26 protein-coding genes are annotated in these 24,945 nt (G+C 69.0%); 14 read left to right on the top strand and 12 right to left on the bottom strand.

Annotation, left to right across the window (positions count from 1 at the left end; genetic code table 11):
* Window positions 1-268: 268 nt before the first annotated feature.
* Window positions 269-832 (bottom strand): SigE family RNA polymerase sigma factor, encoded by a 564-nt coding sequence (locus ACFWNN_RS33405; RefSeq protein WP_030477748.1) that lies wholly within the window; start codon window positions 830-832, stop codon window positions 269-271.
* A gap of 40 nt (window positions 833-872) precedes the next feature.
* On the opposite strand from ACFWNN_RS33405, the gene ACFWNN_RS33400 reads away from it, so the two are divergent.
* Window positions 873-1,154: a YciI family protein gene (locus ACFWNN_RS33400; RefSeq protein WP_382443923.1), complete on the top strand. Its 282-nt coding sequence runs from the start codon at window positions 873-875 to the stop codon at window positions 1,152-1,154.
* Here the strand turns inward: ACFWNN_RS33400 and ACFWNN_RS33395 are convergent.
* Window positions 1,144-1,995: an SDR family oxidoreductase gene (locus ACFWNN_RS33395; RefSeq protein ID WP_382443922.1), complete on the bottom strand. Its 852-nt coding sequence runs from the start codon at window positions 1,993-1,995 to the stop codon at window positions 1,144-1,146. The genes ACFWNN_RS33400 and ACFWNN_RS33395 overlap by 11 nt on opposite strands.
* Window positions 1,996-2,039: 44 nt before the next feature.
* A complete protein-coding gene (locus ACFWNN_RS33390) occupies window positions 2,040-2,966 on the bottom strand; it encodes an aldo/keto reductase (protein WP_382443921.1) in 927 nt (308 codons plus the stop codon).
* Window positions 2,967-3,004: 38 nt separating this feature from the next.
* Between ACFWNN_RS33390 and ACFWNN_RS33385 the strand changes: the two genes are divergently transcribed.
* Window positions 3,005-3,778 (top strand): TIGR03620 family F420-dependent LLM class oxidoreductase, encoded by a 774-nt coding sequence (locus tag ACFWNN_RS33385; protein ID WP_382443920.1) that lies wholly within the window; start codon window positions 3,005-3,007, stop codon window positions 3,776-3,778.
* Here ACFWNN_RS33385 and ACFWNN_RS33380 read toward each other — a convergent pair.
* A complete protein-coding gene (locus ACFWNN_RS33380) occupies window positions 3,768-4,052 on the bottom strand; it encodes a DUF427 domain-containing protein (RefSeq protein ID WP_382443919.1) in 285 nt (94 codons plus the stop codon). The genes ACFWNN_RS33385 and ACFWNN_RS33380 overlap by 11 nt on opposite strands.
* Before the next feature lie 157 nt (window positions 4,053-4,209).
* Between ACFWNN_RS33380 and fbaA the strand changes: the two genes are divergently transcribed.
* Entirely contained in the window at window positions 4,210-5,244 is a 1,035-nt protein-coding gene (gene fbaA, locus ACFWNN_RS33375) for a class II fructose-bisphosphate aldolase (RefSeq protein ID WP_382443918.1), read from the top strand.
* A gap of 51 nt (window positions 5,245-5,295) precedes the next feature.
* On the opposite strand, the gene ACFWNN_RS33370 is transcribed toward fbaA, so the two are convergent.
* Window positions 5,296-6,123 (bottom strand): SDR family oxidoreductase, encoded by an 828-nt coding sequence (locus ACFWNN_RS33370; RefSeq protein ID WP_382443917.1) that lies wholly within the window; start codon window positions 6,121-6,123, stop codon window positions 5,296-5,298.
* Window positions 6,124-6,207: 84 nt separating this feature from the next.
* Here ACFWNN_RS33370 and ACFWNN_RS33365 point away from each other — a divergent pair, with 84 nt between their 5' ends.
* Window positions 6,208-6,579 (top strand): winged helix-turn-helix transcriptional regulator, encoded by a 372-nt coding sequence (locus ACFWNN_RS33365; RefSeq protein WP_382443916.1) that lies wholly within the window; start codon window positions 6,208-6,210, stop codon window positions 6,577-6,579.
* Here the strand turns inward: ACFWNN_RS33365 and ACFWNN_RS33360 are convergent.
* Entirely contained in the window at window positions 6,559-7,668 is a 1,110-nt protein-coding gene (locus tag ACFWNN_RS33360; protein ID WP_382443915.1) for a hypothetical protein, read from the bottom strand. The genes ACFWNN_RS33365 and ACFWNN_RS33360 overlap by 21 nt on opposite strands.
* A gap of 136 nt (window positions 7,669-7,804) precedes the next feature.
* Here ACFWNN_RS33360 and ACFWNN_RS33355 point away from each other — a divergent pair, with 136 nt between their 5' ends.
* From ACFWNN_RS33355 to ACFWNN_RS33345, 3 genes are all read left to right on the top strand, one after another.
* On the top strand, window positions 7,805-7,927 hold the full coding sequence (locus ACFWNN_RS33355) for a hypothetical protein (protein ID WP_382443914.1): 123 nt from the start codon (window positions 7,805-7,807) through the stop codon (window positions 7,925-7,927).
* A 33-nt stretch (window positions 7,928-7,960) separates the two neighbouring features.
* Window positions 7,961-8,371, top strand: a complete 411-nt coding sequence (locus ACFWNN_RS33350) for a DUF3151 domain-containing protein (protein ID WP_382443913.1) — start codon at window positions 7,961-7,963, stop codon at window positions 8,369-8,371.
* Window positions 8,372-9,051: 680 nt separating this feature from the next.
* A complete protein-coding gene (locus tag ACFWNN_RS33345; protein ID WP_382443912.1) occupies window positions 9,052-10,212 on the top strand; it encodes an aromatic acid exporter family protein in 1,161 nt (386 codons plus the stop codon).
* On the opposite strand, the gene ACFWNN_RS33340 is transcribed toward ACFWNN_RS33345, so the two are convergent.
* The 3 genes from ACFWNN_RS33340 to ACFWNN_RS33330 form a co-directional block, all read right to left on the bottom strand.
* Window positions 10,121-10,372, bottom strand: coding sequence for a hypothetical protein (locus ACFWNN_RS33340; protein ID WP_382443961.1), 252 nt, complete (start codon window positions 10,370-10,372; stop codon window positions 10,121-10,123). The two genes, ACFWNN_RS33345 and ACFWNN_RS33340, sit on opposite strands and share 92 nt — an antisense overlap.
* On the bottom strand, window positions 10,372-11,001 hold the full coding sequence (locus ACFWNN_RS33335; RefSeq protein ID WP_382443911.1) for an HNH endonuclease family protein: 630 nt from the start codon (window positions 10,999-11,001) through the stop codon (window positions 10,372-10,374). Before ACFWNN_RS33335 ends, ACFWNN_RS33340 begins: the two co-directional genes overlap by 1 nt.
* A 105-nt stretch (window positions 11,002-11,106) precedes the next feature.
* Complete coding sequence (locus ACFWNN_RS33330) at window positions 11,107-11,715, bottom strand: hypothetical protein (RefSeq protein ID WP_382443910.1); 609 nt, start codon at window positions 11,713-11,715, stop codon at window positions 11,107-11,109.
* Window positions 11,716-11,825: 110 nt separating this feature from the next.
* Here ACFWNN_RS33330 and ACFWNN_RS33325 point away from each other — a divergent pair, with 110 nt between their 5' ends.
* Window positions 11,826-13,115 carry an adenylosuccinate synthase gene (locus ACFWNN_RS33325; protein ID WP_382443909.1) on the top strand — a complete coding sequence of 430 codons (1,290 nt, stop codon included), beginning with the start codon at window positions 11,826-11,828 and terminating at the stop codon, window positions 13,113-13,115.
* Here ACFWNN_RS33325 and ACFWNN_RS33320 read toward each other — a convergent pair.
* Window positions 13,108-15,513, bottom strand: a complete 2,406-nt coding sequence (locus tag ACFWNN_RS33320) for a M48 family metalloprotease (RefSeq protein WP_382443908.1) — start codon at window positions 15,511-15,513, stop codon at window positions 13,108-13,110. The genes ACFWNN_RS33325 and ACFWNN_RS33320 overlap by 8 nt on opposite strands.
* A gap of 146 nt (window positions 15,514-15,659) precedes the next feature.
* Between ACFWNN_RS33320 and ACFWNN_RS33315 the strand changes: the two genes are divergently transcribed.
* From ACFWNN_RS33315 to ACFWNN_RS33300, 4 genes are read left to right on the top strand one after another with little or no spacing between them, the layout of a single operon-like run.
* Window positions 15,660-16,469, top strand: coding sequence for an ABC transporter permease (locus ACFWNN_RS33315; RefSeq protein WP_382443907.1), 810 nt, complete (start codon window positions 15,660-15,662; stop codon window positions 16,467-16,469).
* Window positions 16,454-17,155, top strand: a complete 702-nt coding sequence (locus ACFWNN_RS33310) for an ABC transporter ATP-binding protein (protein WP_382443906.1) — start codon at window positions 16,454-16,456, stop codon at window positions 17,153-17,155. Before ACFWNN_RS33315 ends, ACFWNN_RS33310 begins: the two co-directional genes overlap by 16 nt.
* Window positions 17,139-18,113, top strand: coding sequence for an ABC transporter substrate-binding protein (locus ACFWNN_RS33305; protein WP_382443905.1), 975 nt, complete (start codon window positions 17,139-17,141; stop codon window positions 18,111-18,113). Before ACFWNN_RS33310 ends, ACFWNN_RS33305 begins: the two co-directional genes overlap by 17 nt.
* Window positions 18,110-19,234: an LLM class flavin-dependent oxidoreductase gene (locus ACFWNN_RS33300; protein ID WP_382443904.1), complete on the top strand. Its 1,125-nt coding sequence runs from the start codon at window positions 18,110-18,112 to the stop codon at window positions 19,232-19,234. The genes ACFWNN_RS33305 and ACFWNN_RS33300 overlap by 4 nt, the downstream gene beginning before the upstream one ends.
* On the opposite strand, the gene ACFWNN_RS33295 is transcribed toward ACFWNN_RS33300, so the two are convergent.
* Window positions 19,224-20,306 carry a glycerophosphodiester phosphodiesterase gene (locus ACFWNN_RS33295; RefSeq protein ID WP_382443903.1) on the bottom strand — a complete coding sequence of 361 codons (1,083 nt, stop codon included), beginning with the start codon at window positions 20,304-20,306 and terminating at the stop codon, window positions 19,224-19,226. The genes ACFWNN_RS33300 and ACFWNN_RS33295 overlap by 11 nt on opposite strands.
* A 66-nt stretch (window positions 20,307-20,372) precedes the next feature.
* Entirely contained in the window at window positions 20,373-21,935 is a 1,563-nt protein-coding gene (locus ACFWNN_RS33290; RefSeq protein ID WP_382443902.1) for a Na+/H+ antiporter, read from the bottom strand.
* 146 nt (window positions 21,936-22,081) lie between these two features.
* Here ACFWNN_RS33290 and ACFWNN_RS33285 point away from each other — a divergent pair, with 146 nt between their 5' ends.
* Together ACFWNN_RS33285 and ACFWNN_RS33280 are read left to right on the top strand one after the other, a co-directional pair.
* Entirely contained in the window at window positions 22,082-23,971 is a 1,890-nt protein-coding gene (locus tag ACFWNN_RS33285; RefSeq protein ID WP_382443960.1) for a TRAP transporter permease, read from the top strand.
* Entirely contained in the window at window positions 23,961-24,938 is a 978-nt protein-coding gene (locus ACFWNN_RS33280; RefSeq protein WP_382443959.1) for a TAXI family TRAP transporter solute-binding subunit, read from the top strand. Before ACFWNN_RS33285 ends, ACFWNN_RS33280 begins: the two co-directional genes overlap by 11 nt.
* Window positions 24,939-24,945: the final 7 nt, after the last annotated feature.

The following is a 24,945-nucleotide window of genomic DNA, read 5'->3' as shown; positions in this document are numbered from 1 at the left end:
GCGGCATGGGAGGCCTATTGGTCTATACCAAGTACCGATTTGGGCGCGTGGTCTTACGAGCTGAAATCGCCCGCAACGGGCAAATCGCCTCTGGCAGGGGAAACGGGGAACTTCGCTTACTACTGAGGAAGACCGGTCCGGTCACCGGTTGTGGTCGCCGCCGGTCGGAGGCGGCGCGGTACCCGCGGACGGCAGGGGGTTGTCCAGTCACGACGACGGGGCGGGTGCCGACTCGCCGGCACCCGCCCCGTTGATCGTCGGAGTGCGCTCAGCCCGCCATGATCTTCTGCAGGGCGTCGAGCGCGCGGGACGCCGTGGACTTCACGGTGCCCTTCGAGATGCCGGTGGCCTCGGCGATCTCCGCCTCGGACAGGTCGCCGTAGTAGCGCAGCACGAGCACCTCGCGCTGCCGCGGCGGGAGCTGCTGCAACGCCTTGACCACGGCCTGGTGCTCCGCGGTGAGCATCGCGAGCGACTCGGCCGACCGCGCGTTCGCCACGTGCGGGGGCGTGTAGTCGCGGGCGGTCTTGCGGCGGCGCAGCACGCTGCGCGAGCCGTTGACCACGGCCGTGCGGAGGTAACCGACGGCGGCCTGGGAGTCGCGCAGGCCCTTCCAGTTGCGGTGCAGGCCGGTGAAGGCCTCCTGGACGACGTCTTCCGCGGTCGACGGCTCGTCCACGAGCAGCAGCGCGAGCCTCACGAGGCGCATGCGGTGCTGCTTGTACAGGTCTTCGAGCGTGAGGGGCCCTGTGGGAGGTCCTGCGACGCCGTCCTTGATTCGCAGGTTGGTCAGGGTGTCCTGCACGGTGCGCGGGGTTTCTTCGCCAACCACAAGGTAGGACGGTACCGGTCAGCTTCACTACGGTGGTGGCATGGCCCGCTTTGCTGTCGAATTGGTGTTCGGTCCCGACCGTGAGAAGCGTCTCTCGGTACGCCCGGAACACCGCGAGTACATCGCCTCTCTCGTCGAGAAGGGCGTGGTCCTCGCCTCAGGCCCGTACGCCGACGACACCGGCGCGATGATCGTCTACGAGGCGGCGGACGAGGCCTCGCTGAAGGAGATCATCGCCGCCGACCCGTACACGCCCGCGAACGTCGCCGAGTGGCGCATCCGCGAGTGGAACGTCCTGCTGGGGTCCTGGCTCACCGACTAGCAGCCTGCCCGCCGGGCCCGACCAGGCCTGATGTGTCGCTCGCGGCCATCTGCCGGTCGGCGTCCGCGATCTCCGCGACCGCCTGGCGGTCCACGACCACCGGCGTGAACGCGCGGAAGTACTTCAGAGCGCCGACCCAGCCGGGGACGTGGACCGCCTTCGAGCGCTTCTCGATGCCCCTGACCACGGCTTTTCCGACGTTGCGGACCGGGTACTTCTTGCTCGCGAGCCCCGGCATGCCCTGGCGCAGCTTCCCGAACACCGGGTGCTCGTCGGCGCTGTTGACCATGTCCGTGGAGATCCACGAGAAGTACGCGGTGCCGACGCCGACGCCCAGGTGCCTGACCTCGGCGCGCAGGCTGTCCGCAAACGCTTCGCTGCCCGCCTTGGCCGCCGAGTAGGCCGCGTTGCCGGGGATGTGGACGATCGCCGCGAGCGACGACACGACCAGGCAGTAGCCGCGGCTCCTGATCAGGTGCGGCAGCGCCGTGCGGACCGTGCGCCACACGCCGAGCAGGTTGACCTCGATGACCCGTTCGAACGCCTTGGGGTCCATCGACCGCACGAACCCGGTGGCCGCGATGCCCGCGTTCGCCACCACGACGTCGATGCCGCCGAAGTGGGCCGCGGCCTCGTTCATCACGCGGTCGAGCGCGTCCCAGTCCGTGACATCGGCTTCCCACGCCTTGCCGCCGGTCTGCCGCGCCACCTCTTCGAGCCGGGCTTTCTCCAGCCCGACGAGCGCGAGGCGAGCCCCGCGCGCGGCCAGTTGCCTCGCCACCTCGGCGCCGATGCCCCTGGCCGCGCCGGTGATCAGTACCACCTTGCCCGTGACGTCCATGCCGTCACGGTAACGCAACCTACTCCTGGTAAGCTACTGGCAAGTTAAATTGCGCTGAGGCGGTCGACCTCGGCCTGGGAGAGCTCCAGCGAGAGCAGTGGCGTGAGGTCGCTGAGCTGCTCCAACGTGCGGGCGGACGCGATCGGCGCGGCGATCGTCGGCTGCTGGGCGAGCCACGCCAGCGCCACCGCGGCGACGGTCGTCGAGTGCGTCTCGGCCAGCTCGTCGAGGACTTCGAGGATCTGCAGGCCGTGCTCGTCGAGGTACTTCGACGCGGCACCGGCCCGTGCGCTCTGGACCTCGACGCCCGGCCGGTACTTGCCGGTCAGGAAGCCCTTCGCGAGCGACCAGTACGGCACGGTCGCGAGCCCGTGCTCGGCGACGACCTGCTGCAGGTCGCCCTCGTACTTGTCCCGGCTGACCAGGTTGTACTCGGGCTGCAACGCCACGAACTTCGCGAAGCCCTCGCGTTCCTGGATCTCCAACGCCTGCGCGAGCCGTTCCGCGGAGAAGTTGGACGCGGCGACGTAGCGCACCTTGCCGTCGCGGACGAGCTGGTCGTACGCGGCGAGCGTCTCCTCCAGCGGCGTGCCCAGGTCGTCGCGGTGGTTGTAGTAGAGGTCGATGTGGTCGATGCCGAGCCGCTTCAGCGACCGTTCGGCGGCGGTCAGCACGGTCTCGCGCTTCTGGTTGTCGAACCCGGCGAGCATGCCGACCTTCGTGGCGACCACGACGTCGTCGCGGTTGCCGCGCGCGGCCAGCCACCTGCCGATGATCGTCTCCGACTCGCCGCCGGAGTTGCCCTCGCCCCAGGCCGAGTACACGTCGGCGGTGTCGACGAAGTTCCCGCCCGCCGCGAGGTAGGCGTCGAGCACGGCGAACGACTGGTCCTCGTCGGCCGTCCACCCGAACACGTTGCCGCCCAGGCAAAGGCGTGAGACGGACAGGTCAGTGCTGCTCAAGATCGGCATACTGCGAACGGTAGTCCTTCACGAGAACGGGAGTTCGGATGTTGGGAACGTTCGGGGTCTGGGGTCACCACCAGGCGCTGGCCGCGCAGTTCGGCGAGCTCGAAGCGCTCGGGTTCGGCACGCTGTGGCTGGGCGGCTCACCCGGCCTGGACGCGGTCGAGCAGGCGCTGGCCGGCACGGAGTCGATCACGATCGCCACCGGCATCGTCAACGTCTGGCAGACCGAGCCGGAGGAGGTCGCCGCCGAGTTCCGCCGGTTGGACAGCGACAGGTTCCTGCTCGGCGTCGGCGTCGGGCACCGCCAGCTCGACCAGGCCTACGAGAAGCCGTACGACAAGCTCGTCGGCTACCTCGGCCGGCTCGACGTGCCCGCCGACAGGCTGGTGCTCGCCGCGCTCGGCCCGAAGGTGCTGAAGCTCGCCGCCGACCGGACCGCGGGCGCGCACCCGTACCTGGTGCCGGTGGAGCACACGGCCGAGGCGCGCGAGGCGTTGGGCGACAAGCTCCTCGCGCCCGAGGTGACCGTGGTCGTGGACGCGGACCCGGAGGCCGCGCGGGCGGTCGCGCGCGAGAAGCTGGCCATCTACTTCACGCTCACGAACTACGTGAACAACTGGAAGCGCTACGGGTTCTCCGACGAGGACGTGCAGGGGTCGGACCGGCTCATCGACGCGTTGGTCGCGCACGGCACCCCGGACCAGGTGGCCGAGAAGCTCCAGGCGCACGTCGCCGCCGGTGCCGACCACGTGGCCGTCCAGTCGCTGAACGGCCACTACGCGGAGCTCGCGTCGGCGCTCGGGCTCAAGCGCTGATCTGGACGCCCTTCCAGAACGCCACGTGGCCCTTGATCTGCTTCGCCGCGTCCTTCGGCTCGGCGTAGTACCAGGCCGCGTTGGTGTTCTCGGCGCCGTCGACCAGCAGCGAGTAGTAGTTGGCGTCGCCCTTCCACGGGCAGTGCGAGGTGTGGTCCGTCGGCTTGAGCAGGGCCGGGTCGACGGACTCGAGCGGGAAGTAGTGGTTGCCTTCGACCACGACGGTGTCGTCGCTCGAAGCGATGATCTTGCCGTTCCACTGCGCGGTTGCCATGCCTTCCACTATGCCCCTACTCACGGGTAGTGCAGACCGGCTGGTCAGCTGGTACTTGATCGATCACTCTGTGAGGGCGGCCACTGTTACGGCCCCGTGACACCGGCTCGTAGGATGCGGGCTGACACCCGTTCAGGGCGCCTGAGGAGGACCACCGATGCCCATCGCAACTCCCGAGGTCTACGCGGAGATGCTGGACCGGGCCAAGGCGAACGAGTTCGCCTACCCCGCCATCAACGTCACGTCGTCGGAGACGCTCAACGCGGCTCTGCGCGGCTTCGCCGAGGCTGAGAGCGACGGCATCATCCAGGTCTCGACCGGCGGTGCCGAGTTCGCCTCGGGCACCAAGGTCAAGGACATGGTGACCGGTGCCGTCGCGCTCGCCGAGTTCGCGCACGTCGTGGCCGCGAAGTACCCGGTGAACATCGCGCTGCACACCGACCACTGCCCGAAGGACAAGCTCGACGGGTACGTGCGTCCGCTGATCGCCATCAGCCAGGAGCGTGTCGACAAGGGCGGCAACCCGCTGTTCCAGTCGCACATGTGGGACGGCTCCGCCGTGCCGCTGGAGGAGAACCTCCAGATCGCGTCCGAGCTGCTCGACCTCTCCGCCAAGGCCAAGCTGGTCCTGGAGATCGAGGTCGGCGTCGTCGGTGGCGAGGAGGACGGCGTCGACAACGAGATCAACGACAAGCTCTACACGACGCCCGAGGACTACCTGAAGACGATCGAGGCCCTCGGCGCCGGCGAGAAGGGTCGCTACCTGCTCGCCGCGACCTTCGGCAACGTGCACGGCGTCTACAAGCCGGGCAACGTGAAGCTGCGTCCGGAGATCCTCAAGCAGGGCCAGGACGTCGTGGCGGAGAAGCTCGGCCTCGCGGCCGGCTCGAAGCCGTTCGACCTGGTCTTCCACGGCGGCTCCGGCTCGCTGCTCGAGGAGATCCACGAGGCCGTGTCGTACGGCGTCATCAAGATGAACATCGACACGGACACGCAGTACGCGTTCACCCGTCCGATCGCCGCGCACATGTTCGCGAACTACGACGGTGTGCTGAAGATCGACGGCGAGGTCGGCAACAAGAAGACCTACGACCCGCGCAGCTACCTCAAGGCCGCCGAGACGGCCATGGGCGCCCGCATCGCGCAGGCGTGCGAGCACCTCAAGTCGTCGGGCCGCATGATCGCGGGCTGATCTCCGGCTTGGTGAAAGGCCCCCGGCTTCGTGCCGGGGGCCTTTTTCGTGTCAGCGGAAGGCTTCGACGTGGCGCGCGGTCCAGTCGGCGAACGTGCGCGGGGCGCGGCCGAGCACCTTCTCGACGTCCGGGCTCACCGCCACCTCGTCCGGGGTGGGCGAGCCGATGATGTCCAGGGTGTCGTCGGCGAGCTCGCCGGGCATCAGCTGTTCCATGCCCGCCTTGGCCTCGGCGCGGGTGAGCTCGTGGAACCGCACGGGTTCGCCCAGCGCGTCCGCGATCACCTCCGCCTGCTGCCTCGGCGTGATCAGCTCCGGCCCGGTGAGCTCCAGGACGCCGTCGCGGTCGCTGAGCAGGGCGGTCGCCGCGACCTCGGCGATGTCCGCCGGGTCGATGATCGGCAGGCCGGTGTCCCCGAACGGCGCCGCGACGGTCCGTTGCGCGCGCACCGACTCGGCCCACCACAGAGCGTTGGACGCGAACCCGCCCGGCCGCAGCACCGCCCAGCTGAGGCCGGACTCGCGCAGCACGTCCTCAAGCGCGCGCAGCTCGACCCTCGTCGTGCCGAACGGCCTGGTCCGCACACCCAGCGACGACAGCAGCACCACCCGGCTCACCCCGTGCGCGGCGGCCCGTTCGATGAGGGCCGCGGGGCTGGCGCCGACGGCGTGCAGGTCGCCGGACAGCAGCAGGAACAACGCCTTCGCGCCGTTCAGGTCGAGGCTCTCCGGGTCGGAGAGGTCCGCCACCCGGTGCCGCACGCCGTCCGGCACCTCCGCCGCGTGCCGCGACACCGCCACCACCTGCTCGCCGGCCTCGGCGAGCGCCTTCGTGAGGGGTCGTCCGACGTTCCCGGTCGCCCCGGTCACCACGATCATGTCCAGCTCCTTCGTCGTTGTGCGGACGACGCTAGGAACCGGGCTTACTTTTCGTAAGGACGTACCTGGAGGTAAGCTCCAGACGTGGAGGTCGGAAAACAGTTCACGCTGGCCGGCGCGTCAGGGCGGTATGAGGTGTTTCACACCACCTGCCCCGCGCGCGAGATGGTCGACCACGTCACCAGCCGGTGGGGCATCTGGGTGCTGATCTCCCTGCAGACCAACGACCTCAGGTTCTTCGAGCTGCGCGAGAGCATCGTCGGCATCAGCGAGAAGATGCTGTCCCAGACGTTGCGCGGCCTCGTCGCCGACGGCCTGATCTGGCGCAGGGTCGAGCCGACGACCCCGCCCCAGGTCACCTACGGGTTGACCGAGTTCGGGCGGGACGTCGGCGAGCCGCTGGCCGACCTCTTCGGCCGGATCACCAGCAGGTTGTCAGCCCAGCTCGAGGCGTGACCCGAGCAGCTGCGGCCGGCGGATCAGCAGGTCTCCCGCCGTCCACAGCACCGCCAGCAGCACGGCCGTGACCGCCGCCGACGAGAACGAGATCGGCGGCCCCCACAGGTACTCCTGCTGGAACCAGATCCCGACGTACCCGACCGTCGTGACGGCGGCGGACCCGAGCACCGCCTTGGCGGGCGTCGGCAGGTCGAGCGCGTGCGCCGCGTCGATCGCCAGTCCGACCAGCACCAGGAACAACGGCACCGCGGACTTGGGGAAGTCGATCCCGGCCAGCATCGGCCAGATCAGGCACCGGTAGGCGACGTACCCGCCGGCGACCGCGGTGGCGGCCCACCTCCGGTCGATCGTCCGGCGCGCGACCACCAGCACCAGCGCCGCCGCGACCAGCCCCCACACCGGGTAGACCCAGTCCGCGATGGGCAACGCGAAGTGCACCACCGCCTCCCGTCCGACCGGCACGCCCAGCTGGTCGGCGGCGAACTGGAGCAGGATCGGCTCGGCCTCGGCGCGGCCGCTGTCGTAGGCCTGCAACGCGCGCACGCCGTACTCCTGGTGCTGGTTGGGGAACCAGACGTTCTCCAGGAAGAAGAACCACAGCGCGGCCAGCCCGAGGGTGTGTGCGCGGCCTTCGGAGAAGTACTTCATCCACCCGCGGATCGCGCCGGCGAGCATCACGGCCGTACCGAGGTACAACAGCGCGTGCGACCCGCTCCAGCTCGTGATGTCGAGCCCGTTGATGCGGTGGTTGATGATGTCGATCGGCAACGCGATGAGGAAGATCCCCGACCCCACCTGCATCAACCGGATCGTCCACCGGTCGCCGCCATACCCGGTGAACGTGTGGAACAGCGTGAGCGCCACCACGATGACCGTGCCGACCGTGTTGATCAGGTGCGGCGGCGCGAGATCGTCGCGCAACCACTTGAAGTGCCAGCTCACGTCCCACGACGACCCGATCAGCTTGAGCAGCAGACCGACCAGCCACCACCGGTACAGCAACCGCGTGAGCTCGGCGGGCGTCTCCCTGCCCGGGAGCCCGCGCGCCCAGTACTTCGTCCTGAAGTCCCTTGCCCCCTGGATCATCCGCACATCATGAGCACGGTCGCGGCGATCAGACAGGGCGAACGCCCCTGGTTTTACCCTGATGTTTCCAATTCGTGTGCACGATGGAGTGAACGAGGTTGAAGTTCCGTGCCTCGCCTCGGCAAGGTGCACGGCCATGAGCTCTTCTGACATCGACGACCGTTACAAGGCCACCCCGAAGCAGCGGATCATCGCCGGCGTACTCGTCACCGTGCTGATGCTGGCCGTCATCGCCGCCGTCGTGCGGATGTTCGTTTAAGCCTGGTTCGTCGCATGCGGCACGATGGGTCGCATGGTTGAGAACCTCCTCGGGCCCGAGCCGACCCGCCTTCCCGACCGTCCGGAGGCGCAGGCCGCCGCTGACGGTGGCACCGACCCCGCCAAGATCGTCCGGGCGTACCCCGACTTCTCCGAGGCCTGGGCGCTGCTGGCCGAGCGCGCTCTGCACGCCGGTGACCCCGTTGCTGCCTACGCTTACGCCCGCACCGGGTACCACCGCGGGCTGGACCAGTTGCGGCGGTCCGGGTGGAAGGGCTTTGGCCCTGTGCCGTGGGACCACCGGCCGAACCAGGGCTTCCTGCGGGCGCTTGCGGCGTTGGCGCTGGCCGCCCGGGAGATCGGGGAGGACGAAGAGTGGGAGCGCTGCTCCAAGTTCCTGGCTGATTCCGACCCGAAGGCGCCTGCGGCGCTGGGGCTCGCCTGATTTTCGATCTTGTCGGACCCTCTGCGTAGGTTGAGTTGCGGGGGGTCCTTGTGTCAGGGGGACGCCTGCGTCAGCGTGCGTTCCCCTGTTGCGTGCGGCGGGTTTCTGTTGCGTGCTTCCCCTGGGGCTCTGCCCCAGACCCCGGCAATCTGATCAGGGGGTAGCGCTGCCTGTGGGCTGATGGCACGCCTGTTTCGTAGGGCGGCTGCCTGTTGGTTTGTTGGTTGCGTTGGCGGTGGGGTCCCATCACGAGTCGAGCCAAGAGCGGGCCACACCTGGACGGGTCTGTCAAACAGACGAAGAGCGTGTCTGTTTGACAGACCCGTCCAGGTGCAGCAAGAGCTGTGGCGCGACTCGTGATGGGACCCCACCGCCGGGCCTTCTTGGCTCAAAGCGAAAAGCAAAAGCCAAGAGCCTCGGCTTCGCCGTCGGGTCGGCTCGCCTTCGGCTTCGCGGTGATCAGGCCGACCCGTGCCACGCGCTCAGGCAACTCTCCTCTCGTATCCCCTCACGGGCACCCGACCTCCCAGCGGTCGAAATGCCGTGATCGTCCTGAATGGCGCGTTCCCGCCTGTGATGTTGCTTCCTCCCGCTTCCCCGGCGGCTCCGCAGGTTGTGACCGGTCGCCGTTGCCTCAAGACTTGGCGGCGGCACAGTCGAGCGAACGCAGGGGTGACGTCGTGGGCGCGGTCAGAGAAGCGGTCGGCCGGGGGTTCGGCCGGTGGCGCGCGGCCGCGTTGCCGATCGTCCAGTGCGGACTGTCGGCCGGGATCGCCTGGCTCGTGGCGACGATGGTCATCGGCCACCCGCACCCGTTCTTCGCCCCGATCGCCGCGGTCGTCTGCCTCGGTGTCTCGCTCGGGCAACGGCTTCGCCGCGTCGGCGAGTTGGTCGTCGGCGTCTCGGTCGGCGTCGGGGTGGGGGACGCGCTGATCAGCTGGATCGGTAGCGGACCTTGGCAGATCGCGTTGGTGGTGGCGCTCGCGATGTCCGCGGCCGTGTTGCTGGACGGCGGGTCGGTGATCGCGCTCCAGGCTGGCAGCAGCGCGGTGCTGGTGGCTACGCTCCTGCCGCCCAGCGCCGGTGGCGGGTTCGACCGCATGATCGACGCGCTGACCGGCGGGCTGGTGGGGCTCGCGGTGGCCGCGTTGATCCCGGCGAACCCGGTGACGGTGGCGCAGCGGCAGCTCAAGACGCTGACCGCGACGCTCAGCGGGGCGCTCAAGAACATCGCCGCGGCGCTGGAGGAGAAGGACGCGGTCAAGGCCGCGGGTGTGCTGGCCGAGCTGCGGACCAGCCAGACCACCATCGACGACTACAAGTCCGCGCTGCAGACCGGCAGCGAGATCGCGAAGATCGCGCCCATCCGGTGGCGGTCGAAGGACGAGCTCAAGCGGTACCAGACGGCGGCCGGGCCGGTGGACTACGCGATCCGCAACACCAGGGTGCTGGCGCGCAGGACGATGGCCGCGCTCAAGGCCGACGAGAAGATCCCGGACGGCGTGCCCGAGGTGCTGGTGGAGTACGCGAAGGCCGTGGAGTGCCTCAAGGGAGAGCTGGAGAAGGGCAAAGAGCCGAAGCAGACGAGGGAGGCCGTGCGGGACGCCGCGCGGAATCTCACCGCGCGGCGCCTCGGCGGGGACGGGTTCTCGTCCAAGGTCGTGCTGGCCCAGATCCGCAGCGTCGCCGTGGACCTGTTGCAGGCGACCGGGTTGAGCCGGAGCGAGGCGATGGAGGCGTTGCCGCCGCTCAGCCCTCCGGCCGATGCAGGAGCCCGTGCAGAAGAGAGTGCACCTGCTCGTGATCACGAGGGTCGTTCAGGACGCACGAACCGCCCGTGATCGCGTACCACTCCTCCGCGCCCTCGTAGCGGACCAGCGCGCGGAGCTTTCCGTCCTCGGAGAGTTCCGTGCACAGTTCGAGGTCTCCGGTGACGACGCCGACCTCGTCGGTCATCACGCCACCGGGGCCTGCCACGAAGAGCGTGGAGAGGGACGCCATCAGCACCTTCCGAGCATGCCCGTCAGTTCGGTCTTCTCCGCCGAGTTCACGCTGAGGCTCCAGCGGTACTTGGTGTGTACCCACATCTTGGCGTAGGTGCACCAGTAGGACGTCAGCGGAGGCTTCCACGTCGCGGGCGTCTGGTCGCCCTTCGCCTGGTTGACGTTGTCGGTGACCGCGATCAGCTGCGGGCCTGACATGTCGTTCGCGAACGACTGGCGCTGCGCGGTGGTCCAGGAGGCCGCTCCCGACCGCCAGGCGGCGGCCAGGGGCACGATGTGGTCGATGTCCACGTCGGAGGCCGCCGACCAGGTCGCGCCGTCGTACGGCGAGAACCAGCGGCCCGAGGTGGCGGCGCACGCGGAGTCCGTTACGACGTTCGTGCCGTCGCGCTTCAGAACGGCCTCACGGGTGTTGCAAGTACCCGACTGGGTGATCCAGTGCGGGAACTTGTCACGCGAATAGCCCGTCATCGAGCCGTCCGCCCGAACGGTGAGTCCGGCTAATTCCGACTTGGCCGTGGCGGTGCTGGGGATGTTCGGTGGTGTCGCCAGTGCAGGGGTAACAAAACCAAAGGTCAGTGCCACTGCGGCAACTGAAACTCCAATGATTCGGTTAACTTTTGACATCGTCCCGACCTTCCTTGTTGGAAAGTGATCGGGACCTACCCTCAGTCACATTCTGAAATTGCGCAATGCCTTCGAGTGACCCTCAAGTGAATGAAAGGCGGACTACTAGAGCCCTCGCACGAGCCTCAAGTCCTCGGTGTGCCGGTACCAGGTCCACTTGTCCATCGGCCGCGGGTGCTTCACGCCGTCCAGGGTCACCGTCGTGGGCAGGCAGCCGAGCTGGAACGCGCGGGGCCGGCTCACCCGGACCTTCGACCCGATCAGCCGCTTGTTGACGATCCGGATCTGCAGCCCGAGGCCGCCGTCGGGGTCGGGCGTGCACTCCACCCGGGACGCCTGCCCGCGCAGTACGTTGTCCGCGTCGCTGTAACCAACGCCACGCACCGGCGACAACACGCCGAGACCCATCAACACTCCGCCGACGTCGTCGCGGACGAGCGGAACGGGATCCACGTCACCGTTCAGGGCGACGTCCAGCGCCCGTCCCTGGTCGGTCGAAAGCCCCCAAAGCGCGGCAACGGACGAATCGGCGACGGGTACGTACCCGAGTGCCACCGAGCCGAGCTTCTCCTTGCGCAGCAACCGCAACGCGACCGCGGCGAGGTCCGCGTCGGTGCCCACCACGACGAGTCGTGAGGCGTCCAGATGTTGATCAACGTGGTCCTTGCCGGGGCGGGCTGGGACGGCCACCACGTCGTCACGTTGAGCGATCATTGGCGACTGCGTGTTTCCGCAGGCCAACACGATTCCGCGCACGGTCATCTCCTGGTCTACCCTCACTTACCGGCATTCGCTCGAACCAGTCCAAGTGCTTGGAGTTTCACATGCCGGCCGTCGTGCTGATCGGTGCCCAGTGGGGCGATGAGGGCAAGGGCAAGGCCACCGACATCCTCGGTGAGCGTGTCCAGTGGATCGTTCGCTACCAGGGCGGCAACAACGCGGGTCACACCGTCGTCCTCCCGGACGGTCAGAAGTTCGCCCTGCACCTCATCCCGTCCGGCATCCTCACGCCCGGCGTGAAGAACGTGATCGGCAACGGTGTCGTGGTCGACCCCGGCGTGCTGCTCACGGAGCTCGCGGGCCTGGAGGAGAAGGGCGTCGACACCAGCGGTCTGCTGATCTCGTCGGACGCGCACTTGATCATGCCGTACCACGTGGCCATCGACAAGGTGACCGAGCGCTACCTGGGCAAGGCGAAGATCGGCACGACCGGTCGCGGCATCGGCCCCGCCTACCAGGACAAGCTCGCCCGCGTCGGCGTCCGGGTGCAGGACCTGCTGGACGAGAAGATCCTCCGGCAGAAGGTCGAGGCCGCGCTGGACTTCAAGAACCAGGTGCTGGTCAAGGTCTACAACCGCAAGGCGCTCGACCCCGAGCAGGTCGTCGACCAGGTGCTCGAGCACGGCCAGCACTTCGTCCACCGCATCGCGGACACCCGCCTGCTGCTCAACCAGGCGCTGGACCGCGACGAGATCGTCGTGCTGGAGGGCTCGCAGGGCACCCTGCTCGACGTCGACCACGGCACCTACCCGTTCGTCACGTCGTCGAACCCCACGAGTGGTGGCGCGACCGTCGGTTCCGGTGTCGGCCCGACCCGCATCAGCACCGTGATCGGCATCCTGAAGGCGTACACGACCCGCGTCGGCTCCGGTCCGTTCCCGACCGAGCTCAACGACGACATGGGCGAGTACCTGCGCAAGCAGGGCGGCGAGTTCGGCGTCACGACCGGCCGCAGCCGCCGCACCGGCTGGTTCGACGCCGTGATCGCCCGGTACGCGAGCCGCGTCAACGGCATCACCGACTACTTCCTCACCAAGCTCGACGTGCTCTCCGGCCTCGAGAAGGTGCCGGTCTGCGTCGCGTACGAAGTGGACGGTCGCCGCACCGACGAGATGCCGATGACGCAGACCGACGTGCACCACGCCGTCCCGGTCTACGAGGAGCTGCCCGGCTGGTTCGAGGACATCTCGCACTGCCGTTCGTTCGACGAGCTGCCCGCGAACGCCAAGGCGTACGTCGAGTACCTCGAGAGCATCATCGGCGCGCGCGTCTCGGCGATCGGCGTCGGCCCCGGCCGCGACCAGACGATCGTCCGCCACGACGTGCTCAGCTGAGAGCCCGTTTCTGGGCCTCGACCAGCGCGGTCTGCGTGGCCTCCAACTGGTCGAGGCCCTTGATGAACTCACCCGCCATCGTGCCGTCGTCGGGGCCCCTGTCGCGGAACACGACGAGGCACGAGCGGGTGCCGTTCTCCAGCGCCCGCAGCCCTTCGGTCCACGACGTGGCGATCTTCGGGTCCGGCGGCAGCGGGAACGGCTCGCGCAGCACCGGCCCGAGCGCCTCGCACCCGGCCGCGATCGCCGCCGGGTCCGCGGCCCGCACGCCGACGAACACCTGGTCCTGCGCCCTCACCACGGCCATCATCCGGTCCCAGCCGCCGCCGTAGATCCACGTGTTCACGGCCTCGTCGGTGTCGACCTTCGTCTCGGTCGGCGTCGGCGGCACCAACGACACGGCCTCCTCCTCCGGTCGCGGCCACCACAGCGACACCGCCACGCCCAGGACCGCGATCGCGACCGCCCAGAACGGCCGTGAGCGCTCGTAACCCCGCTGGAGGCCCCAGCCACCCGCGGCGAGGGCCGCGATCGTCCCCAGGACCGGCAGGAGGTGGTGCGGCCGCGCCGCGAGGGCGCTGTCCACTTCGGACCCGTCGAGGTGCGTCAGCCAGATCGCCGCCGTCCCGGTCAGCGCGATCAGCCACGCCGCCAGCAGCGCGCCCACCCGGTCCAGCCGGGCCGCCGGCACCACGACCGCCACCACGGCCACGACCGCGCCGAGCTGCCAGGCCGTGGCCACGAGAGGCGTGCCGACCGGGCCGAGCAGCACCACGACCGCGGCCGCGAGCAGACCGCCGATCCCACCGGCCAGCGCGGCGACCCTCGGGAACTCGCCGCGCAGCACCAGCGGCACGAGCCACAGCAGCGCCAGCGCGACCACCGTCGGCACCGGGTTGAGGTTCAGCACGAACGGGACCACCGCGACCTTGACCACCGGCTCGTCGACCAGGTTCATGATCGGCACGATGTTGTTGCGCCACAACGCCTCGGCGATGCGGATCTCGGCGGTCCAGGACAGCAGCGAGTAGGCGGCCACCGGCAGCGACAGCGCGAGGAGCCAAGCGTGCCAACGGGTGCGCACGAGCGTCGCGCAGTACCCGGCCCAGACCGTCACGAGCACGGTGGTGCCCACCAGCGCGAGCGCGGCGATGACGCTGTGGAGGCTGATGGGGACCGCGTTCTGCACGTCCAGCCGGTCGCCGAGCAGGATGCCGAGGCCGAGGGCGAGTCCGGGAAGCGCGAACGTGCCCCGGCGCGGCCCGAAAGCCGCTCCCCGCCACGCCACGAGCCCGATGAGCACGCCGATCGCCAGCGCCCAGACGATCCGCATCACCAGGTGCGACCCGTTGCCCTCGTGGTACCAGGCCAGGTCCTGCAGTCCCGCCAGCACGTGCCGCCACGCGAGGTGCACCGCCGCCGCGCTGCCGAGCGTCTCCCAGAAACCCGGCCGCAGCAACGACTCCGGGTTCCGCATGACGGACAGCCGGCGAGCGGGTGACGGGTGGTGGCCGAGCCAGCGGCGCAGCCGTCCCGGGTGCGGCAGCAGCCGGTACGGGTCGGGGTCGCCCGTCCAGCGCACGACCAGCGCGTCGGCGTGCTTCTCCCGGGCCCGCAGCACCGCGACGCGGGCGGCGAACACCAGCACCACCAGCGCGGCCAGCTGCGCCAGCACCGTCCACGAGTAGGTGCCGTTCGGCAGCTGGAACGCCCGCCACACCTGCTGGAACAGCGTGAGCACGTACGGCACCAGCACCGCGACGACGTAGGCGCGCCAGATCGCGAGCGTCGCGTAGGTGATCGTGACGTCGTTGCGGACGTGCGCGAGCTCGTGCAGCACGATCGCGCGGAACTGCTCGGGTTCGATGCGGCGCAACGCCATCATGCCGACGTTGAGGGCGACGTACTTGCGCCGGTGCGTGCCGAACGCGACGCCACCAGCGCGCATGTTCGTGCGGTCCAGCAGGAACGTCGGCGCCTTGGCGAGCCCGGCCTCCGCGACCAGCTCCGCGAGCGGCTCGACCAGTTCGTCCGGCACGGGCACCAGGTTCCGCCGGTAGCGCAGCCACGCCGGGCGCAGCGCGTAGATCAGCAGCGCGACCGCGGACAACACCACCAGCCCTCCGGCGAGCCACACCGCGCGGCCGCCCAGGGACGCCGCCATGCAGGCCCGGTAACCGTCCCATTTGGACTCGTCGGGATCGACCTCGATCGTCGAGGTGAGGTACAGCCCCGACTGCACCTGGCACCGGGAGCTGTCGTGCAGGCTGGGCGTCGTCCACACGTCCGCGTACACGCCGAAGATCAGCAGCGTCGTCGCGGCCGCCAGCAGCACCAACGACACGAACCGCACAGTGGTGCCCGAAGGCACCCTCGGTCTGTCCCCCTCCGAAGCCATACCCCGCATGGTGATCGTCTCGGCCCCGCCTTGTCACTCAGCCGTTGGCAGGAAAATGTCCGTGCGGGGATCATCTCGTGTTGCGATGTATTTTCACGATTTGGGCGTCGTTGACTCGTCTCGTGGGCTCGCCTGTACTTCCGCCCATGACCTTGTCCATTGCAGGAGTGGCCGCGCGGCCGAAATCCGCGCCGCCTGTTCAGGCGCGGAAGTTCAAGCTGCCACTGCGGTGGATCAGCCCGGTGGCGCTGGTTCTGCTGTGGCAACTGGCCAGCTCAACGGGTGTGCTGTCACCCGACAAACTCGCTTCCCCGCTCACCGTCGCCGAATCCGCCGGTGAGCTGATCGCCGACGGCCAATTGGGTGAAGCGTTCGCGGTGTCCATCACGCGCGTTCTATTCGGGTTTCTCATCGGCGGTTTGGCGGGTGTCGTTCTGGGGCTCGCTTCCGGCCTTTCCCGGTGGGGCGAGACATTGCTCGACCCGCCGGTGCAGATGCTGCGGACGTTGCCGCACCTCGGCCTGATCCCGTTGTTCATCCTGTGGTTCGGCATCGGTGAGGAGCCCAAGCTCGCGCTGGTCGCGGCCGGTGTCGCGTTCCCGCTCTACCTCAACCTGCACGCGGGCATCCGGCAGACCGATCCGGGCCTGGTCGAGGCGGCCCGCGTGCTCGGGTACAGCCGGGTTGAACGGGTCGTGCACGTCGTGCTGCCGTCCGCCGTGCCGCAAACCCTGGTGGGACTGCGGATCGCGTTCGGCACCGCCTGGCTGTCGCTGATCGTCGCCGAGCAGATCAACGCCGACGCCGGCCTCGGCTTCCTGATCAACAACGCCCGTGAGTTCCTCCGCACCGACGTCGTGGTCGTCGGCCTCGTGGTCTACGCGCTGCTCGGCCTGACGACCGACGCCCTGGTGCGGCTGCTGGAGAGGAGGGTTCTGCGATGGCGAGCGCGGTGAGTGTTCGTGGGTTGCACAAGGCTTTCGGCGCGCGGACGGTGCTGGACGGCATCGACCTGGAGGTGCGGCCGGGCGAGTTCGTGGCGCTGCTGGGACGCAGCGGCTGCGGCAAGTCGACGTTGCTGCGCATCCTCGCCGGCCTCGACCGGGACGTCGACGGCACCGCTGAGGTTCCCGGCACCGTGTCGATCGCCTTCCAGCAGCCGCGGTTGCTGCCGTGGCGCAAGGTCTGGCGCAACATCTCGCTGGGTCTGCACAAGCCGGACGGCCGGGCGATCGCCTTGAAGGCGCTGGAAGAGGTGCGGCTCACCGATCACGCCGACGCGTGGCCGCTGACGTTGTCCGGCGGTGAGGCGCAACGGGTCTCGCTCGCCCGCGCGCTGGTCCGCGAGCCCGACGTGCTGCTGCTGGACGAACCGTTCGGCGCGCTCGACGCGTTGACCAGGCTCGCCATGCACCACCTCGTGGAAGACCTGTGGACGCGGCACCGGCCCGCCGTCCTGCTCGTCACGCACGACGTCGACGAGGCGTTGCTGCTGGCCGACCGGATCCTCGTGCTCGACGAGGGCCGGATCGTCGCCACGCACCACGTCGACCTGCCCCGCCCGCGCCGCCGGGCCTCCGTCGTGGAGCAACGCGCCCGCGTGCTCGCTGATCTGGGAGTCGAAGTTGAAGAAGCCGCCTAACAGAAGCTGGCTCACCCTGCTCGCCGCGATCCTCTTCACCACCGGCTGCTCGACGGCGACCCAGTCCCAGGACACCCCGGCCGCCGACGTCGTGCTGAAGGTCGGCGACCAGAAGGGCGGCGCCAAGTCCGTGCTGACGGCCGCCGGTCTGCTCAACGACTTCCCGTACAAGATCGAGTGGTCGACGTTCACCTCCGGCCCGCCGCTGCTCGAGGCCGCGTCCGCCGGTGCGATCGACGTCGGCGCGGTCGGCAACACGCCGCCGATCTTCGCCGCCGCCGCGAACGCCAAGATCGCCGCGGTCGGCGTCTCCAAGGGCGAGGTGGAGGCCGACGCGATCCTGGTGCCGGAGAACTCGCCGTTGCGGTCGGTCGCCGACCTCAGGGGCAAGAACATCGCTGTGGCGAAGGGAAGTTCGGCGCACGGCCAGGTGCTGCTGACGTTGCGCTCGGCCGGGCTCACCACCAAGGACGTCACGCTCAACTTCCTCCAGCCCGCCGACGCGTACGGCGCGTTCACCCAGGGCAAGGTCGACGCCTGGGCGGTCTGGGACCCCTACACCGCGCAGGCGCAGCAGGAGGCCAAGGCCCGAGTTCTCGTCACCGGCGAGGGCAAGTCCAACGGCTACGGCTTCCAGGTCGCCGGCAAGAAGGCGTTGGAGGACAAGGGGAAGAACCCGGCGTTGAAGGAGTACCTGATCCGGTACTACAAGGCGCAGAAGTGGGCCGACACGCATCGCGAGGAGTGGGCGAAGGCGTGGTCCGCCGAGACGGGCCTGAAGTACGAGGTCGCGCTCGCCGCCGTGCAACGCAACGGCGACACCGTGGTGAAGCTGGACGACACGGTGATCAAGTCCGAGCAGGAGCTGGCGGACGCGTTCACCGAGGACAAGACGCTGCCGGGCAAGGTCGACTTCGCGAAGTTCGTGGACACGCGGTTCCAGGGAGATCTCGCATGAGCATCACACTGCACTGGTTCCTGCCGACATCAGGTGACGGCCGCACGGTCGTGGAGCACTTCCACGCCAACCGCGCGCCCGCTGCCGGCGCCCGCCGGGAGCCGGACATCGACTACCTGGCGCAGATCGCGCGGACGGCCGAGCAGGTCGGGTTCACCGGTGTGCTCACGCCGACCGGCACGTGGTGCGAGGACGCGTGGCTGACCACGGCCGCGTTGATCGCGCAGACCAAGACGCTGAAGTTCCTGGTGGCGTTCCGGCCCGGCGTGCTCTCGCCGACGCTGGCCGCGCAGATGGCCTCGACCTACCAGCGGATCTCGCGCGGCCGGCTGCTGCTGAACGTCGTCACCGGCGGCGACTCCGTTGAGCAGCAACGGTTCGGCGACTGGCTCGACAAGGACCAGCGGTACGCGCGCACCGACGAGTTCCTCCAGGTCGTGCGCGGCATCTGGACGGGCAAGCCGTTCACGTTCCACGGCGACCACTACCAGGTGCAGGACGCCACGTTGCTGGGTGCGCCGGACCCGGTGCCGCCGATCTACTTCGGTGGCTCCTCCGACGCCGCCCTCCCGGTGGCGGCGGCCCGTGCGGACGTCTACCTGACCTGGGGCGAACCCCCTGCGGACGTGGCGGAGAAGATCGCGCGGGTGCGGGCGTTGACGGACCGGCCGATCCGGTTCGGCATCCGGCTGCACACGATCAGCCGCGACACGTCGGCGGAGGCGTGGGCGGCGGCCGCGAAGCTGCTGGACGCCTTGGACCCCGCGGTGGTCGCGCAGGCACAGGCCCAGCTGGGTGCGTCGGAGTCCGTTGGCCAGCAACGGATGCTGGCGCTGCACGGCGGTGACCTCAGCCGGGGCGTGCGCGGCCTGGAGATCCACCCGAACCTGTGGGCGGGCGTCGGGCTGGTGCGCGGTGGTGCGGGAACGGCTTTGGTCGGGTCCCACGAAGAAGTCGCGGACCTGATCGAGGAGTACCACTCCGTCGGGATCGAGGAGTTCGTGCTCTCCGGCTACCCGCACCTCGAAGAGGCGTACTGGTTCGGTGAGGGCGTGCGGCCCCTGCTGAAGCAACGCGGGTTGCTCGACAAGGACCGCACGCTTCAGCTGGCTAGCGCTTGACCTTGGCCTCGACGGCCGTGTCGGGGTTGTCCGCGAACACGCCGTCGATGCCCTGCTTGAAGAACAGGTCGTACTCCTCGAAGGCCCGGCCGTACGCGGCCGGGTCGGTCGAGGAGCGGAAGTCCGCGGGGAGGAACGAGTTCTCGTTGCGGAACGTCCAGGAGTGCACCGTCAGGCCGACCTTGTGGGCGTCCTTCACGACGGTGGTCGGCGCCTTCAGGAACCCGTTGGCGTCGCGCGGGATGATGATGTCCTTGGTGAGGCCGACGCCGTCCGCATACGACCGCACCTCGCGCAGCCCGGCCGGGGTGACCAGGTCGGCGTAGGTGCGCTTGTCCCCGGCGACCGTGAAGTCGTACGGCTGGCCGGACCCGTTGACGAGCTGCACGATCGGCACCCGCAGCGAGCGGTTGAGCTCCTTGAGGTTCGCGACCTCGAACGACTGCACGTACACCTTGGCGCTGCTTCGGTTGAGGCCGTTGCGGTTCAGCACGTCGACGAGCTTCGGCTCCAGCGCGAGACCGATCGACTGGAAGTACGTCGGGTGCTTGGTCTCCGGGTAGATGCCGATCTCGCGGTGCAGTTCGCGCGACAGCCGCTTGGAGAGGTCGATGACCTCCTGCAGCGTCGGGATCTCGAACCGGCCGTCGTAGAGGGTGTTGCGCGGGCGGATCGCGGGGATGCGTTCCTTGGCGCGCAACGTCTTCAGCTCGGCGAGCGTGAAGTCCTCGGTGAACCAGCCGGTGACCGCGACGCCGTCGATCGTCTTGGTCTTCCTGCGGTCGGCGAACTGCGTCTTGTCGGCGACGTTCGTGGTGCCGCCGATCTCGTTCTCGTGCCGCGCGACCAGCTTGCCGTCCTTGGTGGGCACCAGGTCGGGCTCGATGAAGTCGGCGCCCATGCGCGCGGCGAGCTCGTACGCGGCGAGCGTGTGCTCCGGCCGGTACGCCGAAGCGCCGCGGTGCCCGATGACGATCGGGCCCTTGTCGTCGTGTGCCGAGGCGGAGGGCAGGGACGCCACCACCGCACCCGCGAACACGAGGACCACGGCGGCTAGACCTCTGCGTCGCATAGTTCGACCTCCCATTTCGTGTTGAGAGCGCACCCAAGCATCGCAACACGAAATGCAGGTGAACGGTTACTCACGGGAGAGTGCGGCTTCCTCCAGGTCCAGTTCCCGCATGACGCGGAACAGCACCTCGTCGTCGATCTCCCCGGCGTCGCGGGCCTTGACGAACTCGTCACGTTCGGCGGTCAGCATCACCCGCCGCAGCCTGCGGTACGCGGCCGCCGGGTTCTCCTCGTCCTGCCGCCCCAGCCGTTCCCACGCGGCGTTGCCCCGGTGCTCGGCGAGCGCGTGCAGCTGGTCGCGCACGTGGTCGGGGACGTCGTCGACCTCCTCGTCGAGCCGCGTCACCGCCGCCTGCGCCGCCCGGTGCTGCACCTGCGCCTCCGCCAGCGCGTCCTGGCGTGCGTCGTCACCCGCGAAACCGATCTTGTTGATCAGCCACGGCAGGGTCATGCCCTGCAGCAGCAGGGTCGCGACCGTGACCACGAACGCGCAGAACAGGATGATGCTCCTGCCGGGCATCTCCGGCGGGATCGCGGCGGCCGCGGCAAGCGTCACCACCCCGCGCATGCCGGTCCAGGCGATCACCGTCACCTGGCCGAGGTGCGGTTCGCGTTCCTTGCCGCGCAGGCGTTTCGACAGGTACCACGGCACGTACGTGGCCGGGTACATCCAGACGAACCGCGCGAGGATCGCGGCGAGCAGCACGGCGCCCGCCCCGAGCAGCAGGCCGGTGTCCAGGTCCACGTCGGCGATGATCGTCGACACCTGCAGCCCGATGAGCGCGAAGACGAACGCCTCCAGCAGCACGTCCAGCGCCTTCCACAGGGCCGCGTCCTGCAACCGCGTCGAGTACCGGCCGCGCGGCGAGTGGTGGCCGACGTACAGGCCGGCCACGACGACCGCGAGCACGCCGGAGAACTGGATGTCGAACGCGTGCAGGCCCTCTTCCGCGAGCAGGTAGGCGCCGAACGGCACCAGCAGGCCCAGCGCGCTCTCCAGCACACCCTCGCAGAGCCGTTTGCGCAGGTACCTGACCACCACGCCGACGACGAGACCGACGGCGATGCCACCGGCCGTGATGTAGAGGAACATCCAGATGCTCGCGACCGGGTGCATGGCCGTGCCCACCGCGGCCGCCACCGCGACCTTGAACGCCGTGAGCGCCGTGGCGTCGTTGATCAGGCTCTCGCCGACCAGCAACGTCATCGCGCGCCGTTGCAGGCCGAGCTTGCGTCCGATCGCGACGGCCGCGACGGCGTCCGGTGGCGCCACCACGGCGCCGAGCACGAGCGCAGCCGCGAACGGCATGTCCGGGAACACCAGCTTGGCCACGACACCGACGACCAGCGTCGTGAACAGCACGAGCCCGACCGCGAGCAGCCCGATCGGCCTCAGGTTCGCGCGGATGTTGAGGTACGAGCTGTCCAGCGCGGCGCTGTAGAGCAGCGGCGGCAGCACCACCAGCAGGATGAGGTGCGGGTCGAGCTCGAACTCCGGCACGCCCGGTATGAACGAGACGACGAGACCGACGGCGACCAGCACCAGCGGTGCCGACCAGTTGAGCCGGCGCGCGATCGCCGTGACGATCAGCGCCCCGAGGAGCAGCAGCAGAAGTTCAGGCCCGTGCATGCTGCACATTCTGCGTGTTCCGGCCGGTCCCGCAGTCTTTGCAGTTCCTTTGGATTGATCCTCTGGGGCTGTGATCGGCCCCACAGTACGGTCGATCCGTGGCCAACCCGGACCTCGCCCGCATCGTCGCGGAGCACGACGAGGAGATGCCGTCGCGATCGCTCTCACCGCGGTGGGAGCGGGCGCTGTGGATCGCCGGCCTGCTGATCGCACTCCTGGTGCTCAAGCAGGTGTTCTTCCCGTTCGCCAAGGGAAGCCAGTACTACCTGATCATCTTCCTGGCGGTGACGCTGCCGCTGGTGTTCCTCGCGTACGGCCGCGGGCACACGCCGCCCTGGTGGGACTGGGTGCTGGCCGGGCTGGCGTTCGTCGTGGGCGCGTACCCGCTGTTCGGCGGCTATGACGAGTTCCTCAACCGGCAGGGCCAGCTCACGACGCTGGACGTGGTGGCCGGATCGGTGCTGCTGGTGCTGATCCTGGAGGCCTGCCGGCGCACGACCGGGTGGGTGCTTCCGGTGGTGTGCCTGGGGTTCATCGCCTACGCCTACTACGGCGGGTTCCTGCCGCCGTCGTGGTCGATCTCGCACTCCGGCGTGGACTTCCCGCAGATCATCAACGGCTTCTTCAACGACGGCAGCGGGTTCTACGGCACGCCGTTGGACGTGGCCGCGACCTACATCGTGCTGTTCACGATCTACGGCGCGGTGCTGAACGCCTCGGGCGCCGGGAAGTTCTTCGTGGACATCAGCTTCGCGGCGTTCCGCAAGTCGCGGACGGCTCCCGGTCGTACGGCCGCCACCGCCGGGTTCCTGCTCGGCACGGTCTCCGGTTCGGGCACGGCGACGACCGTGTCGCTGGGCGCCGTGACGTGGCCGATGCTGCAGAAGGCCGGATATCCCAAGGAGAACGCGGGCGGGCTGCTCGCGGCGTCCGGCATCGGCGCGATCCTGTCACCGCCGACCCTGGGCGCGGCGGCGTTCATCATCGCCGAGTACCTCGAGGTCTCCTACCTGTCGGTGCTGGTCTGGGCGATCATCCCGACGTTGCTCTACTACCTGGGCATCGCGCTGGCGGTCGAGGCCGACGCGCGGCGGTTCGGGGCGAAGCCGGTCGACGTGGACGTGCCGAGGTTCTGGGACGTGCTGAAGCTCGGCTGGTACCACTTCCTGTCGCTCGGGATCATCATCGTGTTCCTGGCGCTGGACATCCCCGTCTACAAGGCCGTCGTGTACGCGACGGGCGTGGCCGCGCTGTTCGCGTTGATCAACCACCGGCGGGAGTGGCCGCGGCTGATCGCGGACGCGCTGTCGGTGGGCGTGCGGTCGGCGTTCCCGGTGATCGCGGTGTGCGCGGCGGCCGGCGTGGTGACGTCGACGATCACCAAGACCGGGCTGGGGCAAGCGCTTGCGGGGTCGCTGGTGGACCTCGCGTCCGTGGTCAGTTCGGAACCCGTCGTGGTGCTGATGCTGACGGCGGTGCTGGCGGCCGTGGCGGTGTCGGTGCTCGGCCTGGCCGTGCCGGTGACGGCGTCGTTCATCATCTCGTGGGTCGTCATCGGGCCGGCGTTGATCACGCTGGGCGTCGAGCCGGCCGAGACGGCGATGTTCATCTTCTACTACGCGGTGTTGTCCGAAGTGACACCGCCGACTGCCCTCGCGGCCGTCGCCGCCGCGGCGCTGACCGGCGGCGACGTGATGAAGACCATGTGGCAGACGTGGAAGTACACGCTGCCCGCGTTCCTCGTTCCGCTGGCGTTCGTGCTGACCGACGCCGGTTCGGCGCTGTTGCTGCGCGGGCCGTTGCTCGACTCCGCGTGGGCGTTCGGAGCGTCCGCGCTGGGGGTCGCGGCCCTGGCCGTGCTGACCGGCGGCTGGATGTTCGGTCCCGCGCGCTGGCCGGAACGCGTGCTGTGCGCGCCGGCCGCCTTGTTCCTGCTGTACCTGCAGCCGTTGACGATCGCCATCGGGGCCGGGTTCCTCGTGGTGGCCGCGGCGGTCCACCTGGTGACCCGTGGGAGGGTTCGTGATGCTGCGTAAGTACGCGATCGGCGCGATCGCTTTGGCGCTCGTGGTTTCCGGGTGTGGTGGAAAGCGCACGCCCACCACGCCGGACGCGTCCTCCGGTGGCGCGTCGTGCGAGGCGTCGGACGGCCGGATCACGATCGCGACCGGCAACTCCGGTGGCGTGTACTTCGTGGTCGGCGGCGGCCTGGCGAAGCTGATCTCCGACAACTCGAAGCTGAAGGCGTCGGCGGCGGAGACGGGTGCGTCCGTTCAGAACATTCAGCAACTCGTGTCGGGCACTTACGACATCGCGTTCTCACTTGCCGACACCGCCGCGGACGCCGTGAACGGCACCGGGGCGTTCAACGGGCAGAAGCAGAAGGTCTCGGCGCTGTCGCGGATCTACCCGAACTACACGCAGGTCGTGGTGCGGGCCGACTCAGGGATTAACTCGATCGCGGACATGAAGGGCAAGCGGATCTCGACCGGGTCGCCGAAGTCCGGCACCGAGGTGATCGCGGGACGGCTGCTGAAGACGGCGGGTCTCAACATCGATTCCGACGTGCAGGCGCAGCGGCTCGACCTGACGAAGACCGCGGACGGCATGAAGGACGGCAGCATCGACGGTCTCATTTGGTCGGGAGGCCTGCCGACGCCGCAGATCACGGACATCACCACGTCCATGAAGGACCGGGTGAAGTTCATCGACATCACGCCGTTGCTGCCGGAGATGAAGAAGATCTCCCCGGTGTACGACACGGCGCCGATCCCCGCGGCGACCTACGGACTGGCTGAAGTTCCCACGATCGTGGTGCCGAACCTGCTCCTCGTCCGGGACGACTTCGCGGCCAACAACGCTTGCGCCGTAACGAAGCTGATCTTCGACAAGAAGGCTGACCTGGAGAAGGTGCACCCGGCCGTGAAGGACATCGTCCGGGACAAGGCCGCGGCCTCCGACCCCGTCCCGCTGCACCCTGGGGCGAAGCAGGCGCTGGGCTGAACTACGC

Origin of the sequence: Lentzea sp. NPDC058450 (genome assembly GCF_042721395.1) — a bacterium.
Classification (GTDB): domain Bacteria; phylum Actinomycetota; class Actinomycetes; order Mycobacteriales; family Pseudonocardiaceae; genus Lentzea.
Note: the sequence above shows the minus strand (reverse complement) of the source record. Positions and strands in the feature narration are given on the sequence as shown.

Excerpts from the sequence above, each read along its gene's own strand:
- ACFWNN_RS33295 (WP_382443903.1), bottom strand. The coding sequence starts at position 20,306 with ATGCGACGCAGAGGTCTAGCCGCCGTGGTCCTCGTGTTCGCGGGTGCG.
- fbaA (WP_382443918.1), top strand. The coding sequence starts at position 4,210 with ATGCCCATCGCAACTCCCGAGGTCTACGCGGAGATGCTGGACCGGGCC.
- ACFWNN_RS33300 (WP_382443904.1), top strand. The coding sequence starts at position 18,110 with ATGAGCATCACACTGCACTGGTTCCTGCCGACATCAGGTGACGGCCGC.
- ACFWNN_RS33355 (WP_382443914.1), top strand. The coding sequence starts at position 7,805 with ATGAGCTCTTCTGACATCGACGACCGTTACAAGGCCACCCCGAAGCAG.
- ACFWNN_RS33360 (WP_382443915.1), bottom strand. The coding sequence starts at position 7,668 with ATGATCCAGGGGGCAAGGGACTTCAGGACGAAGTACTGGGCGCGCGGG.
- ACFWNN_RS33320 (WP_382443908.1), bottom strand. The coding sequence starts at position 15,513 with ATGGCTTCGGAGGGGGACAGACCGAGGGTGCCTTCGGGCACCACTGTG.
- ACFWNN_RS33340 (WP_382443961.1), bottom strand. The coding sequence starts at position 10,372 with ATGGCGTCCCTCTCCACGCTCTTCGTGGCAGGCCCCGGTGGCGTGATG.
- ACFWNN_RS33370 (WP_382443917.1), bottom strand. The coding sequence starts at position 6,123 with ATGATCGTGGTGACCGGGGCGACCGGGAACGTCGGACGACCCCTCACG.
- ACFWNN_RS33310 (WP_382443906.1), top strand. The coding sequence starts at position 16,454 with ATGGCGAGCGCGGTGAGTGTTCGTGGGTTGCACAAGGCTTTCGGCGCG.
- ACFWNN_RS33315 (WP_382443907.1), top strand. The coding sequence starts at position 15,660 with ATGACCTTGTCCATTGCAGGAGTGGCCGCGCGGCCGAAATCCGCGCCG.
- ACFWNN_RS33285 (WP_382443960.1), top strand. The coding sequence starts at position 22,082 with ATGCCGTCGCGATCGCTCTCACCGCGGTGGGAGCGGGCGCTGTGGATC.
- ACFWNN_RS33385 (WP_382443920.1), top strand. The coding sequence starts at position 3,005 with ATGTTGGGAACGTTCGGGGTCTGGGGTCACCACCAGGCGCTGGCCGCG.
- ACFWNN_RS33290 (WP_382443902.1), bottom strand. The coding sequence starts at position 21,935 with ATGCACGGGCCTGAACTTCTGCTGCTGCTCCTCGGGGCGCTGATCGTC.
- ACFWNN_RS33335 (WP_382443911.1), bottom strand. The coding sequence starts at position 11,001 with ATGTCAAAAGTTAACCGAATCATTGGAGTTTCAGTTGCCGCAGTGGCA.
- ACFWNN_RS33280 (WP_382443959.1), top strand. The coding sequence starts at position 23,961 with ATGCTGCGTAAGTACGCGATCGGCGCGATCGCTTTGGCGCTCGTGGTT.
- ACFWNN_RS33350 (WP_382443913.1), top strand. The coding sequence starts at position 7,961 with ATGGTTGAGAACCTCCTCGGGCCCGAGCCGACCCGCCTTCCCGACCGT.
- ACFWNN_RS33395 (WP_382443922.1), bottom strand. The coding sequence starts at position 1,995 with ATGGACGTCACGGGCAAGGTGGTACTGATCACCGGCGCGGCCAGGGGC.
- ACFWNN_RS33325 (WP_382443909.1), top strand. The coding sequence starts at position 11,826 with ATGCCGGCCGTCGTGCTGATCGGTGCCCAGTGGGGCGATGAGGGCAAG.
- ACFWNN_RS33330 (WP_382443910.1), bottom strand. The coding sequence starts at position 11,715 with ATGATCGCTCAACGTGACGACGTGGTGGCCGTCCCAGCCCGCCCCGGC.
- ACFWNN_RS33390 (WP_382443921.1), bottom strand. The coding sequence starts at position 2,966 with ATGCCGATCTTGAGCAGCACTGACCTGTCCGTCTCACGCCTTTGCCTG.
- ACFWNN_RS33380 (WP_382443919.1), bottom strand. The coding sequence starts at position 4,052 with ATGGCAACCGCGCAGTGGAACGGCAAGATCATCGCTTCGAGCGACGAC.
- ACFWNN_RS33400 (WP_382443923.1), top strand. The coding sequence starts at position 873 with ATGGCCCGCTTTGCTGTCGAATTGGTGTTCGGTCCCGACCGTGAGAAG.